The organism is Tranquillimonas alkanivorans (assembly GCF_900115595.1).
Lineage (GTDB): Bacteria > Pseudomonadota > Alphaproteobacteria > Rhodobacterales > Rhodobacteraceae > Tranquillimonas > Tranquillimonas alkanivorans.
In genome coordinates, this window is the sequence record NZ_FOXA01000001.1 from 350,507 (window position 1) to 362,892 (window position 12,386).

At 68.9% G+C, this 12,386-nt stretch carries 13 protein-coding genes; 6 read left to right on the forward strand and 7 right to left on the reverse strand.

The genetic code is table 11. The features are described from left to right. Positions 1 to 17: 17 nt before the first annotated feature. From pyrC to BM162_RS01770, 3 genes are all read left to right on the forward strand, one after another. Complete coding sequence (gene pyrC / locus BM162_RS01760) at positions 18 to 1,304, forward strand: dihydroorotase (RefSeq protein WP_093417768.1); 1,287 nt, start codon at positions 18 to 20, stop codon at positions 1,302 to 1,304. Between the two features lie 93 nt (positions 1,305 to 1,397). Then, positions 1,398 to 1,988, forward strand: coding sequence for a glycerol-3-phosphate 1-O-acyltransferase PlsY (gene plsY, locus BM162_RS01765; protein ID WP_093416854.1), 591 nt, complete (start codon positions 1,398 to 1,400; stop codon positions 1,986 to 1,988). Between the two features lie 65 nt (positions 1,989 to 2,053). Next, complete coding sequence (locus BM162_RS01770) at positions 2,054 to 2,437, forward strand: DUF805 domain-containing protein (RefSeq protein ID WP_093416856.1); 384 nt, start codon at positions 2,054 to 2,056, stop codon at positions 2,435 to 2,437. Here the strand turns inward: BM162_RS01770 and BM162_RS01775 are convergent. From BM162_RS01775 to BM162_RS01785, 3 genes are all read right to left on the reverse strand, one after another. Beyond that, positions 2,434 to 3,804 (reverse strand): glutamate--cysteine ligase, encoded by a 1,371-nt coding sequence (locus BM162_RS01775; protein ID WP_093416859.1) that lies wholly within the window; start codon positions 3,802 to 3,804, stop codon positions 2,434 to 2,436. The two genes, BM162_RS01770 and BM162_RS01775, sit on opposite strands and share 4 nt — an antisense overlap. Positions 3,805 to 3,868: 64 nt before the next feature. Then, a complete protein-coding gene (locus BM162_RS01780) occupies positions 3,869 to 4,369 on the reverse strand; it encodes a hypothetical protein (RefSeq protein ID WP_093416862.1) in 501 nt (166 codons plus the stop codon). After that, positions 4,366 to 5,118, reverse strand: a complete 753-nt coding sequence (locus BM162_RS01785) for a 16S rRNA (uracil(1498)-N(3))-methyltransferase (protein ID WP_093416865.1) — start codon at positions 5,116 to 5,118, stop codon at positions 4,366 to 4,368. Before BM162_RS01785 ends, BM162_RS01780 begins: the two co-directional genes overlap by 4 nt. Before the next feature lie 12 nt (positions 5,119 to 5,130). Between BM162_RS01785 and ubiA the strand changes: the two genes are divergently transcribed. From ubiA to BM162_RS01800, 3 genes are read left to right on the forward strand one after another with little or no spacing between them, the layout of a single operon-like run. Then, complete coding sequence (ubiA, locus tag BM162_RS01790; protein WP_245759141.1) at positions 5,131 to 6,093, forward strand: 4-hydroxybenzoate octaprenyltransferase; 963 nt, start codon at positions 5,131 to 5,133, stop codon at positions 6,091 to 6,093. Positions 6,094 to 6,150: 57 nt separating this feature from the next. Beyond that, positions 6,151 to 8,067, forward strand: a complete 1,917-nt coding sequence (locus tag BM162_RS01795; RefSeq protein ID WP_093416871.1) for an OmpA family protein — start codon at positions 6,151 to 6,153, stop codon at positions 8,065 to 8,067. Position 8,068: 1 nt separating this feature from the next. Continuing rightward, a complete protein-coding gene (locus tag BM162_RS01800) occupies positions 8,069 to 8,398 on the forward strand; it encodes a hypothetical protein (protein ID WP_093416873.1) in 330 nt (109 codons plus the stop codon). Between the two features lie 234 nt (positions 8,399 to 8,632). On the opposite strand, the gene BM162_RS01805 is transcribed toward BM162_RS01800, so the two are convergent. From BM162_RS01805 to uvrC, 4 genes are all read right to left on the reverse strand, one after another. Continuing rightward, positions 8,633 to 9,088: a molybdenum cofactor biosynthesis protein MoaE gene (locus BM162_RS01805; RefSeq protein WP_093416876.1), complete on the reverse strand. Its 456-nt coding sequence runs from the start codon at positions 9,086 to 9,088 to the stop codon at positions 8,633 to 8,635. Position 9,089: 1 nt separating this feature from the next. Further along, positions 9,090 to 9,341 carry a molybdopterin converting factor subunit 1 gene (moaD, locus tag BM162_RS01810; RefSeq protein WP_093416879.1) on the reverse strand — a complete coding sequence of 84 codons (252 nt, stop codon included), beginning with the start codon at positions 9,339 to 9,341 and terminating at the stop codon, positions 9,090 to 9,092. Continuing rightward, on the reverse strand, positions 9,338 to 10,000 hold the full coding sequence (gene pgsA / locus BM162_RS01815; protein WP_093416882.1) for a CDP-diacylglycerol--glycerol-3-phosphate 3-phosphatidyltransferase: 663 nt from the start codon (positions 9,998 to 10,000) through the stop codon (positions 9,338 to 9,340). Before pgsA ends, moaD begins: the two co-directional genes overlap by 4 nt. Positions 10,001 to 10,250: 250 nt before the next feature. Next, positions 10,251 to 12,116, reverse strand: coding sequence for an excinuclease ABC subunit UvrC (uvrC, locus tag BM162_RS01820; protein ID WP_093416884.1), 1,866 nt, complete (start codon positions 12,114 to 12,116; stop codon positions 10,251 to 10,253). Positions 12,117 to 12,386: the final 270 nt, after the last annotated feature.

Here is a 12,386-nt window from a genome sequence, read left to right on the forward strand (position 1 = left end):
AGGAGGGCACCCGCCCGATGACGACGCTGTTCACCAATGCCCGCCTCATCGACCCCGAGCGCGGCACCGACACGATCGGCGCGCTGCTGGTCGAGGGCGGCGAGATCAAGGACATCTTGCCGCACGCGCCGGACGACCCGGAAATGTTTCGCGCGCGAAACATTCTGGATTGCGAAGGCAAGTGCCTCGCCCCCGGGATCGTGGATATCGGCGTCAAGGTGTCCGAGCCGGGCGAGCGGCACAAGGAAAGCTTCGGCACCGCCGGGTTCGCCGCCGCCGCGGGCGGGGTGACCACGATGGTCACGCGCCCCGACACCACGCCCGCCATCGACAGCCCCGAGGTGCTGGAATTCGTGGCGCGCCGCGCCAACGCCGACAGCCCGGTGCGCGTCCTGCCGATGGCCGCGTTGACCAAGGGCCGCGAAGGGCGCGAGATGGTCGAGATCGGCTTCCTGCGCGACGCGGGCGCGGTGGCCTTCACCGACTGCGACGCGGTGGTGACCAACACCAAGGTCTTCGCCCGCTGCCTGACCTACGCCCGCTCGCTCGGCGCGCTGGTCATCGCGCATCCGCAGGACCCGGGCCTGTCGGACGGCGCCTGCGTGACCTCGGGCAAGTTCGCCTCGCTCAAGGGCCTGCCGGCGGTGTCGCCCATGGCCGAGCGCATGGCGCTCGACCGGGACCTCGCGCTGGTCGAGATGACGGGCGCGAAATACCACGCCGACCAGATCACCTCGGCCCGGGCGCTGCCCCGGCTCGAGAGGGCCAAGGCGAACGGGCTGGACGTGACCGCGGGCGTGTCGATCCACCACCTGACGCTGAACGAAACGGACGTCGGCGACTATCGCACCTTCTTCAAGGTCAAGCCGCCGCTGAGGTCCGAGGACGACCGTATGGCCGTGGTCGAGGCGGTGGCGAGCGGACTGATCGACGTGATCTCGTCCATGCACACGCCGCAGGACGAGGAATCCAAGCGCCTGCCCTTCGAGGAAGCGGCGAGCGGTGCGGTGGCGCTGGAGACGCTGCTGCCGGCGGCGATGCGGCTTTTCCACGCGGGCCACCTGGATCTGCCGACGCTCTGGCGCGCGCTGTCGCTGAACCCCGCGAAACGCCTGGGGCTGGCGCAGGGACGGCTGGCGGCGGGCGCGCCGGCGGACCTGGTGCTGTTCGACCCGGACGCGCCCTTCGTGCTGGACCGGTTCAAGCTGCGGTCGAAGTCGAAGAACACGCCGTTCGACGGCGCACGGATGGAAGGAAAGGTGCTGAGCACCTGGGTCGGCGGCGAGCGGGTGTTCGGTGCGTGACCTGCACGCCCTTTTGACGGTGAAGGCCGGGAGCGATTTTTCGTCGAAAAATCGCGCCTCCGGCGGGAGTATTTCTGGCAAGAGGAAGACACCTTGTACACGGTGCTGATCGTCGTTTTCGTGCTGGCCTATCTGCTGGGCTCGGTGCCCTTCGGGCTGGTGATCTGCCGCGCGTTCGGGCTGGGCGACATCCGGCAGATCGGGTCGAAGAACATCGGCGCGACCAACGTCCTGCGTACCGGCAACAAGCTGGCGGCGTTCCTGACGCTTGTGCTGGACGCCGGCAAGGGCGCGATCGCGGTGGCCGTCGCCTGGGCGCTGGTGGGACCGCGCGCAGCCGAGGTGGCGGGGTTCGGCGCGTTCCTCGGGCACTGCTACCCGATCTACCTGAATTTTAAGGGCGGCAAGGGCGTGGCGACCTACCTGGGCACCGTGCTGGCGCTGGCCTGGCCGGTGGGGCTCGCGGTCTGCGGGACGTGGATCGCGACGGCGCTCGTCACCCGCATCTCGTCGCTGTCTGCGCTGGTGGCGGCGCTGGCGGCGCCGGTCTGGGCCTGGGTCGCGGGCCGCGAGGAGTTCGCGGTGCTGCTGGTGCTGATGGCGATCCTGATCTTCCTGCGCCACCGCCCCAACATCGAGCGGCTGGTGAAGGGCGAGGAGCCGAGGATCGGCAAGAAGCCCTGAGTTGCGCGCCCCCGCCGCCTGCGGATAGGGTTCCCCCGGGTCAGGGACAAAATCGGGGGAGACTCATGTCGTTCCAGGAGGCCGTGCAAGCCTGTTTTCAGCGTTACGCCACCTTCACCGGCCGCGCTTCGCGGTCCGAGTTCTGGTGGTTCGCGCTTTTCACCCTTCTGGGCCAATTCGTCACCGGCGCCCTCGACGGGCTGCTCTTCGGGTCGGCCAGCATCCTCAACACGCTGTTCTCGCTCGCCGTTCTGCTGCCCGGCCTCGCCGTCGGGGCGCGGCGGCTGCACGACACCGGGCGCACGGGCTGGTGGCTTCTGCTGATGCTGATCCCGGTGCTGGGCACACTGGTGCTAATCTATTTCTGGATCCAGCGCAGCGAGGCGCGCCAGAACGACCACGGCCCCGTCCCGCGCGAGGCACGGACAACGGGCGGCATGGCGGTCTAGTAGCTGTACTCGCCGAAGACCCGGGTGACGTCGCCGTTCCAGTCGCCCTCGTAGCGCTCGATCAAATCGTCGGCGGGCACGCGGCCCGTCTCGGCGCTGTCGCGCAGGGCGTTGAGGAAATGCGTCTCGTCCGGGAGCATCCCGCCCGCGCCGGTGCGGCCGCGGGCCTTCAGCCCGGCCTCGGCGATGGCGAGCACCTCGCGCGCGAGGTCGAGCATCTTGACCCCGTGCGACTCGGCCTGGAGCGCGTGGAGCGACGCCTGCACGCGCAGCCCTTCGCGCGTTTCGGCGTCCCAGTTCTTCGCGAGGTCCCAGGCGGCGTCGAGCGCGGTGTCGTCGTAGGTCAGCCCGACCCAGAGCGCCGGCAGCGCGCAGAGACGCCGCCACGGGCCGCCGTCGGCGCCGCGCATCTCGATGAACTTCTTGATCCGGGCCTCGGGAAAGATCGTCGTCAGGTGGTCGGCCCAGTCCGACAGCGTCGGAGTCTCGCCCGGCAGGGCCGGCAGCTCGCCCTTCATGAAGTCGCGGAACGACTGGCCGGTGGCGTCGATGTAGCGCCCGTCGCGATAGACGAAGTACATCGGCACGTCGAGCGCGTAGTCAACCCAGCGCTCGAAGCCCATGCCCTCCTCGAACACGAAGGGCAGCATCCCGGTCCGATCCGCATCCAGATCGCGCCAGATGCGCGAGCGCCAGGACTTGTGGCCGTTCAGCTTGCCCTCGAAGAACGGCGAGTTGGCGAACAGCGCCGTGGCCACCGGCTGCAGCGCCAGCGCAACGCGCAGCTTCTTCACCATGTCGGCCTCGGACCCGAAGTCGAGGTTCACCTGCACGGTGCAGGTCCGGTACATCATCTGCGTGCCGTGCGTGCCGACGCGGCCCATGTATTCCGTCATCAGCTTGTAGCGGCCCTTGGGCATGCGCGGCATCTGCTCGTGCGTCCAGTGCGGCGCCGCGCCCAGCCCGATGAAGCCCACGCCCAGCTTGTCCGCGACCGACTTCACCTCGGCCAGGTGCGCGTTCACCTCGTCGCAGGTCTGATGGATGTTTTCGAGTGGCGCGCCCGACAGCTCCAGCTGCCCGCCGGGTTCGAGCGAGACGTTCGCGCCGTCCTTCTCTAGGCCGATGATGTTGCCGCCCTCGAGGATCGGGGTCCAGCCGAAGCCGTCGCGCAGGCCCTCGAGCATGGCCTTGACAGACCGCGCGCCCTCGTAGGGCAGCGGGTTCAGCGTGTCCTTGCAGTAGCCGAACTTCTCGTGCTCGGTGCCGATGCGCCAGTCTGCCTTCGGCTTGCAGCCGGCTTCGAGGTACTCGGCCAGCTGCGCGGGGCGCTCGATCGGACCGCCGCCCGACTGTGGAATGGACATGGGGCCTGCTCCGATCCTTGGGCCGTCTCGTGGAGGGGAGAAGTGGACAGAACGGCGGGCGAAGTCAATGCAGCCGCAGCCGCTCCTTCCGCCACAACGTGCGCGAGGTGCCTGTGCGGTTTCGCGCAGCGCGCAGCACATCCTCGGTCGACACGCCCGGCAGCGCGGTGAGCACGTCGAACAGCGCCTCGTTTCCCTTGGCGTCCAGCGGGATGTCGAGCGGCGGCTGGTCGGCGCGGTAGATGCGCCAGTGGCGATCGATGACCTCGACGCCCTCGATCTCGTCTACCGAGACGGCGCCGCCGGTCCGGGGACCGAAATAGCCAAGCTGACCCTCGATCACCTGCACCACGCCCGGACCCTCGCCGCCATGACGGAACCGGGCGCGCTGCACGCCGGCGGCCGCCAGGGCGGCGCCGCCGGCCGCGACGACGAGACCGATCCAGAACAGCAGCCCGCCGGTGACGAAAACCCACCACAGGCCCAGGAGCACGGCCGCGCCACCGCTCAGCGTTTCGCGCCAGCGCCAGAGCGCGGCGCGCAGTTCGGGCCGGACCAGGTTCACCGCCAGTCGCCGAGGGTGAGCTGCCAGAGGGTCAGCGCTGCCACCGCCGCCGTGTCGGCGCGCAGGATGCGGGGGCCGAGGCTGACCGGGTGCGCGAAGGACAGGCCGCGCAGCCGGTCGCGCTCGGGCTCGGAAAAGCCGCCTTCCGGGCCGATCAGGATGGCCCAGGGCGCGTCTCGTCGGTCCTCTCGTCCCTTCTCGCCCGCGAAGAGGGACGGCAGGACCGATGAGGGCTCGGCCAGCGCCTCATCGCAGAACATCAGCTGCCGATCCTCGGGCCAGTCCGCGAGCAGGCGGTCGAGTTTCTGCATGTCCGTCACTTCCGAAACATAGGTGCCGCCGCACTGCTCGGCCGCCTCGACGGCGTGGGCCTGCAGCCGGTCGGTGCGCACGCGCTCGGAGTTGGTGAAGTCGGTCTGCACCGGACAGATACAGGCCGCGCCCATCTCGGCGGCCTTCTCGACGATGAAGTCGGTGCGCTGCTTCTTGATCGGCGCGAACAGCAGCCACAGGTCCGGCGGCATCTGCAGCGGCCGGGTCCGTTCGCGGCATTCCAGCGTGCCCGCCTTCTTGCCGGCCTCCACGACCTCGGCCCGCCACTCGCCGTCGCGCCCGTTGAACAACGCCACCTGCGCTCCCTCGCCCAGCCGCATCACGCCGAACAGGTAATGCGCCTGGTCGCGGGACAGGGGAACGGTTTGCCCCTCCCCCAGCGGGTGATCTATGTAAAGCCGAACCTTCGCCTGCATGGAGCGGACCATATGACCCAAGCGCCGGACACGCCAGAGGGACAGGTCGCCGACGCCGTGAAAGGCAACTGGGTGGACCGCCTCGCGCCCGCCTGGTCGCGCCCCTACCTGCGGCTGTCGCGGGCCGACCGGCCCATCGGGACCTGGCTGCTACTCCTGCCCTGCTGGTGGGGGCTGTTGCTGGCGACGGCGGCGCAGGGACGGTTCACGCTGTTCGACCTGTGGATCATGGCCGGCTGCGGCATCGGCGCCTGGCTGATGCGCGGGGCGGGCTGCACCTGGAACGACATCACCGACCGCCACATCGACGGCTCGGTCGCGCGCACGCGATCGCGGCCCATCCCGTCGGGGCAGGTCAGCGTGAAACAGGCGCTGGCGTGGCTGGTGGCGCAGTCGCTGACGGCCTTCCTGATCCTGCTGACCTTCCCGCCGATGGCTATCGCGCTGGGGATCGGGTCGCTGGGGCTGGTGTGCATCTATCCCTTCGCCAAGCGTTTCACCTGGTGGCCGCAGATCTTCCTGGGCCTCGCCTTCAACTGGGGCGCGCTGCTGGCCTGGACGGCCTCGACCGGCATGCTCGGCTGGCCGGCGGTGTTCCTGTACGTCGCGGGGATCTGCTGGACGATCTTCTACGACACGATCTACGCCCACCAGGACAAGGAGGACGACGCGCTGATCGGCGTGAAGTCCACCGCGCTCCTGTTCGGCGACCGCACGCGGCCCTGGCTGCGCGGATTTCTCATGGCCACCGTGCTGCTGATGACGGTGGCCGTGCTGCTGGCGCTGGTGCCGGCGGCCGACCCGCTGACGTTGGCGCTGGCGATCGGCGCGCCCTGGGCGATGGGCTGGCACCTAGCCTGGCAGCTTGGCCGGCTCGACACCGAGGACGGGAACACCTGCTTGATGCTCTTCCGCTCGAACCGTAACGCGGGATTGATCGCTGCGCTGTTTCTCGCCGTCGCGCAGCTGGTGTGATTGCGGTAAACCGCCGCCCGGACTAGGACATCCTGCAACCACAGGACCCCGAAGAACATGCGCCTTCGCACCGTCGTTCCCACGCTCGTCGCCTTCTCCCTTGCCGGGGGTGGCGCGCTTTTCGCAGCAAGCTACGCCGTCTCGGGGATCGAGCGCCGCTCGGTCGAGGACGTGCGCGCCGCTCTGGTCGCCAAGGGCCACACCTGGGCCGTGGTCATGGCGGACGGGCTGCAACTGACGGTGTCGGGCACCGCCGAAGACGAGGCGACGCGCTTCAATGCGCTGTCGGTCGCGGGCTCCGTCGTTGACCCCGCCCGGGTCATCGACCGCATGGGCGTCGCCACGCCCGAGGCGGTCGAGCCACCGCGCTTCTCCATCGAGCTTCTGCGCAACGACGGCGGCGTGCAGGTGATCGGGCTGATTCCCGCCTCGGCCGACCGCGAGGCGCTGATCGGCCGCATCCGCGGCATCGCCGGCGACGCGGAGGTGACCGATCTGCTGGAGAGCGCCGCCTTCCCCGCCCCGCGCGGCTGGCAGGGCGCGGTTGGCTTCGGGCTCGACGCGCTGGACACGCTGCCGCGCGCGAAGGTGTCGATCGCCGCCGACCGGGTGTCCGTCACCGCGATGTCCGACAGCCGCGCCGAGAAGCGCAAGATCGAAAGCGACCTGGCCCGCCGCGCCCCCGACGGCGTGCGCCTCGCGCTCGACATCGCGGCGCCGCGCCCGGTGATCACGCCGTTCACCCTGCGATTCCTGATCGACGAGGGTGGCGCGCGGTTCGACGCCTGTTCGGCCGCGACCGAAGCCGGGCGCGACGTGATCCTGAAGGCGGCGGCCGAGGCCGGGCTCGACGGCAAGATCGACTGCACCATCGGCATGGGCGTGCCCAGCCCCGACTGGCCGCAGGCCGTGCGGCTGGGGATCGAGGCGGTGTCGGGCATGGGCGGCGGCACGCTGACCTTCTCGGACGCTGACATCTCCCTGGTCGCGCTCCAGACCGTGAGCCAGGCGGATTTCGACCGCGAGGTGGGCAAGCTGGAAGGCGCGCTGCCCGACGTCTTCGCCCTGCGCGCGGTCAAGCCCGAGCCGCCCGAGGAGGCCGAGCCCGAGGCCGAGGGCCCGCCGCAATTCGTCGCCACCCGCAGCCCCGAGGGGCTGGTGCAGTTGCGCGGGCGCGTGCCGGACGACCGCACCCGCGCCGCCATCGAGACATTCGCCCGCGCCCGGTTCGGCGCCGCGAGCATAGACGACGCCAGCCGCACCGATACCGGCCTGCCCGCCGGCTGGGGGCCGCAGGTGCTGGCCGCGCTCGACGCGATGGCGCTGCTGCACAACGGCGCGGTGGTGGTCGAGCCGGAGCACGTCGAGCTCAGCGGCGTGTCCGGGGTCAAGGAAGCCCGCGCCGAGGCCGCGCGCATCCTTGCCGCGCAACTGGGCCAAGGCGTCGAGTTCGACATCTCGATCCGCTACGACGAATCGCTCGACGCCGAGGCCGGCCTGCCCTCGCCCGAGGAGTGCCAGGAGCGCATCGGCGCCATCCTCGCCAAGCGGCAGATCACCTTCGCCCCCGGCTCGGACACCATCGACGCCGAGGCGCGCGAGACCATCGACCAGATCGCTGATACCCTGCGCCAGTGCACCGACGTGCAGATGGAGATCGCGGGCCACACCGACAGCCAGGGCCGCGAAAGCATGAACCTGGGCCTGTCGCAGGCCCGCGCCGAGTCGGTGCTGGCGGCGCTGATGGCGCGGCGGGTGGTGACCTCGAACCTGACCGCCAAGGGCTATGGCGAGGCGAACCCCATCGCCGACAACGACACCGAGGAAGGCCGCGAGGCCAACCGCCGGATCGAGTTCACCCTGATCGAGGCCGACGCGCCCGAGGACGAAGGGGCCGTGGACACCGCCGCCGAGACGGGCGAAGAAGACGCCGCGGCGACGGACGAGGACGCCGCCGAGGCATCGGGAGAGTGACGTGAACCGCACCGAATTCATCGTCGTCACGGCGATCATCCTGTTCGTCGCCTTCGCGCTCGGCTGGTTCGCCTGCTGGCTGGTCCACCGCCTGACCCGGGTGAGCCAAGCGGATCTGGGCGAGTTGGACAAGATGGCGCAGCAGCTTCACGAGGCCGAGGAGACGCGCGACCAGGCGATGGCCTATCTCAAGGAGCGCGAGTCCGAGATGGCCAACCAGCTGGGCCAGACCGAGGCCGAGCTGCGCGCCGCCATGGACGGCCTGCGCGACGCCCGCCACGAGGCCGAGGAACTGCGCGCCCATGTCGACCGGATGAGCAAGGCGGGGTGACGCGTCGCCCGTGGCGGATGTGCGTGGGGGCTGTCTGCCCCCACACCCCCGAGGATATCTCCAGACCGAAGATGTAGGCCGAACATCGCAGCTCGGGAGCGCACGTGACGACGCGGGCGTGCAGGGCCATCTGCGTCGCGGGTGAGCAAACGGGTTGGCGTGGCGGGCGTGCACGGGGGATGCCTGCCCCCCGACGATATTCACCGACAGAAGATGTGGGCGGGAGGGTGTCGGTCAGGCGCCGTCGCGCCAGCGGTCGAGGGCCTGTTCGTCCTCGTCCTTGGCGGCGACCCAGCTTTCTCCGGCGCGGGTGATTTCCTTCTTCCAGAAGGGCGCGCGGGACTTGAGGTAGTCCATCAGGAACTCGGCGGCGGCGAAGGCGTCGGCCCGGTGGGGCGCGGCGGTTGCGACCATCATGATGATCTCGCCCGGGGCGAGGCGGCCGTGGCGGTGGATCACCAGGCTGTCGGTGAGGGACCAGCGGGCGACGGCCTCGGCCTCGATGCCGGCGATGGCGCGTTCGGTCATGGCCGGGTAGTGCTCGATCTCCATCGCCTCCAGATCGCGGGCGGCGGTGTCGCGCACGAGGCCGGAGAAGGTGACGACCGCGCCGGCATCGCGACGGCCGTGCGCGAAGGCCGTCAGCTCGGCGCCGGGGTCGAAGCTGTCGGACTGCACGCGGACGGCCATCTCAGCCCCCGGTCATCGGCGGGAAGAACGCCACCTCGCGCACGCCGTCGAGCGGGGCGTCGAAATCGGTGAGTTCCTGGTCCACGGCGACGCGCAGGGCCGAGAGATCGGCGAAGGCGGCGGCGTAGCGGTCTTCGCGCGCCTTCAACTCCTCGACGAGGACGGCGACGGTGGGGGCGTCGGTCTCGACCTTCTCTTTCGGAAGGCCGATGCGTTCGCGCACCCAGGCGAAGTAGAGGACGTCGACTGTCATTTGTCCCTCAGGAAAGGCAGGGCCTTTCGGAAGTAATCCCAGCCCGTGGCAATGGTCAACGCGGCGGCCACCCACAACAGCGCGATGCCGCCGTACCAGCTGAGGTTCCAGCCGGTGTCCTTCCAGCGCAGGCCGACCTCGTCCTCGATCTCGCCCGCCAGAACGCCGGCGACGATCTGCGGGTCCATGCCCACGGTCTGTTCGATCATGTAATGCTCGAACGCGCCCTTGGCGAAGAGCACCGCGATGGCGACCATCTGCGCCGTGGTCTTCCACTTGGCGAGGTTGGTGACTTTCAGGAGCCCTGCGGTTTCGCCCAGAAACTCGCGCAGGCCCGAAACGAAGACCTCGCGGAAGAGGATCAGGGTCGCGGGCAGCAGGATCCACGGGTTCATACCGGAAAAGCCGGTGATGACCAGCAGCGCGATCACCACCATCGCCTTGTCAGCGATGGGGTCGAGCATGGCGCCGAACTTCGACTCCTGCTTCCAGGTGCGCGCGAGGTAGCCGTCGAACCAGTCGGTGACGGCGGCCACGGTGAACAGCACCAGCGCGAACCAGTCGGCCCAGGGCCGGTTGAAGTACAGGAACATGACCGCGACTCCGGGGGCTGCGAGCAGCCGCAGGACGGTCAGGGCGTTCGGGAGGTTCCATGTCATGGGCGAAGACTTAACGGCATAGGCGTCCGGGGGGAAGATGCGGCGGCACAAGCGGTTGCGGGGAGGGAGGGAACGCGCGGCGGGGCGGATGGGTCCTCGGGTGGACTTCGTCCTTCCAAACTCGGAGAACGGCCGGTTCGGCAGGGACGCTCGCGCCTGAAAAGGTGCAACGCGTCCGGGACGGCGCCTTCCCGGCGCTCTGCGAGTTCGGCGCTGAAAACGGTCCACTGGACCATTTTCCGGGCGCGCCTCACCCCCTCTCGTGAAAGAAGTCGTAGATCTTTTCGGCAAGGCCGGCGCTGATGCCGTCGACGGCCTTGAGGTCGGCGAGGTTGGCGCGGCTGACGGCCTTGGCGCTGCCGAAATGCGCCAGAAGCGCACGTTTGCGGGTGGCGCCGACGCCGGGGACCTCGTCGAGGGGCGTCGCGCCGACGGCCTTGGAGCGCTTCTGGCGATGGGCGCCGATGGCGAAGCGGTGGGCCTCGTCCCGCAGGCGCTGGACGAAATAGAGCACCGGGTCGTTGTGGCGCAGGGCGAAGGCGGGCTTGCCGGGGCGGTGGAACTCCTCCTTGCCGGCGTCACGGTCGATGCCCTTGGCCACGCCGACCATCGGGATGTCCTCGACCCCCATCTCGACCATGATCTCGTGCACTGCGCTGACCTGCCCTGCCCCGCCGTCGATCAGCAGAAGGTCGGGCCAGTTGCCCTGCTCGCGGTCCGGGTCCTCTTTCAGCAGGCGCTTGAAGCGGCGGGTCAGGACCTCTTTCATCATGCCGAAGTCGTCGCCCGGCGTCAGTTCGTCGCCGCGGATGTTGAACTTGCGGTACTGGTTCTTCATCAGCCCCTCGGGGCCGGCCACGATCATGCCGCCCACGGCGTTGGTGCCCTGGATGTGCGAGTTGTCGTAGACTTCGATCCGCTCGGGCGGCGCGTCGAGGTCGAACGCCTCGGCCAGCCCCTTGAGCAGCTTCGCCTGCGTCGCCGTTTCCGACATCTTGCGGGCGAGGCTTTCGCGCGCGTTGCGCAGCGCGCCGGTGACCAGTTCGAACTTCTCGCCGCGCTTGGGGACCGCGATCTCGACCTTCCGCCCCGCCTTCTGTGACAGCGCGTCGGCCATGAGGTCGGCGTCGGGGATGTCGTCGGACAGGAGCACCATGCGCGGCGGCTCCTTGTCGTCGTAGAACTGGCCGAGGAAGCCCTGCATGACCTCGGCCGCGTCCGCGCCCGAGCCGGTCTTGGGATAGTAGTCGCGGTTGCCCCAGTTCTGGTTCGCGCGGATGAAGAATACCTGAACGCAGGCCTGCCCGCCCTCCATGTGGAGCGCGATGACGTCGGCCTCGGCCACGCCCTGCGGGTTGATGCCCTGCGACGACTGCACCTGCGTCAGCGCGCGGATACGGTCGCGCAGCGCGGCGGCGCGCTCGAACTCCATCGCCTCGCTCGCCTCTTCCATCTCTTTCGCAAGCTGGCCTTGCACGCGGGTGCTCTTGCCCTGCAGGAAACGTTCGGCGTCGGAGACCAGCGCGCCGTAGTCGGCGTCCGAGATGTAACCGACGCAGGGAGCCGAGCAGCGCTTGATCTGGTACAGCAGACAGGGGCGCGTACGGCTTTCGAACACCGAATCCGAGCAGTTGCGCAGCAGGAACACCTTTTGCAGCTGGTTCAGCGTGCGGTTCACCGCCCCGGCGCTGGCGAACGGGCCGTAATACGCGCCCTTCTCCTTCTTCGCGCCGCGGTGCTTCTTGATCTGCGGGAAGGCGTGGTCAGTGGTGACGTGGATGTTCGGGAACGACTTGTCGTCGCGCAGCAGCACGTTGTAGCGCGGCTTGAGCTGCTTGATGAGGTTCTGCTCGAGCAGCAGCGCCTCGGTCTCGGTTTTCGTCGTGAGGAACATCATCGACGCGGTTTCCGAGATCATCCGCGCGATGCGCGGGCTGTGCCCGGCCGGACGGGCATAGTTCGACACCCGGTTCTTCAGGTTCCGCGCCTTGCCGACATAGAGCACCGCGCCCATGGCATCGAGCATCCGGTAGACGCCCGGCGAGCTGTCGAGCGTTCTCAGATACGACTGGATGCAGGCGTGGCCGATGGGCCTGTCGGTGTCGGTGCTGCTCATCCGCTGGCCTTCATGATTCCTTCACGATTCTCGGGGGGCTGCAATCATACGGGGTCTGCGGCAAGGGGAAACATGTCCACCGTTTCTAGGGATAACTTTGCGGACAAAGTTTTGGTATCTGCGATTTTTCCTTGATTCAGCAGCGGCTCACCGGTCTGCCTACTTTTTAGGCAATTACTTAAGCATCTGTTATTTCTGAACATTTTTTCAATCACCCGGACAAAATGCGAATTTCCGGAGGTCTGCACCGCCGCGCGGCCCGTCTCCGCG

What these genes read in the sequence shown, in the direction of transcription:
- pyrC (WP_093417768.1), top strand. Translation starts at nt 18, where the DNA reads ATGACGACGCTGTTCACCAATGCCCGCCTCATCGACCCCGAGCGCGGC.
- BM162_RS01770 (WP_093416856.1), top strand. Translation starts at nt 2,054, where the DNA reads ATGTCGTTCCAGGAGGCCGTGCAAGCCTGTTTTCAGCGTTACGCCACC.
- BM162_RS01775 (WP_093416859.1), bottom strand. Translation starts at nt 3,804, where the DNA reads ATGTCCATTCCACAGTCGGGCGGCGGTCCGATCGAGCGCCCCGCGCAG.
- BM162_RS01785 (WP_093416865.1), bottom strand. Translation starts at nt 5,118, where the DNA reads ATGCAGGCGAAGGTTCGGCTTTACATAGATCACCCGCTGGGGGAGGGG.
- ubiA (WP_245759141.1), top strand. Translation starts at nt 5,131, where the DNA reads ATGACCCAAGCGCCGGACACGCCAGAGGGACAGGTCGCCGACGCCGTG.
- BM162_RS01795 (WP_093416871.1), top strand. Translation starts at nt 6,151, where the DNA reads ATGCGCCTTCGCACCGTCGTTCCCACGCTCGTCGCCTTCTCCCTTGCC.
- BM162_RS01805 (WP_093416876.1), bottom strand. Translation starts at nt 9,088, where the DNA reads ATGGCCGTCCGCGTGCAGTCCGACAGCTTCGACCCCGGCGCCGAGCTG.
- moaD (WP_093416879.1), bottom strand. Translation starts at nt 9,341, where the DNA reads ATGACAGTCGACGTCCTCTACTTCGCCTGGGTGCGCGAACGCATCGGC.
- pgsA (WP_093416882.1), bottom strand. Translation starts at nt 10,000, where the DNA reads ATGACATGGAACCTCCCGAACGCCCTGACCGTCCTGCGGCTGCTCGCA.
- uvrC (WP_093416884.1), bottom strand. Translation starts at nt 12,116, where the DNA reads ATGAGCAGCACCGACACCGACAGGCCCATCGGCCACGCCTGCATCCAG.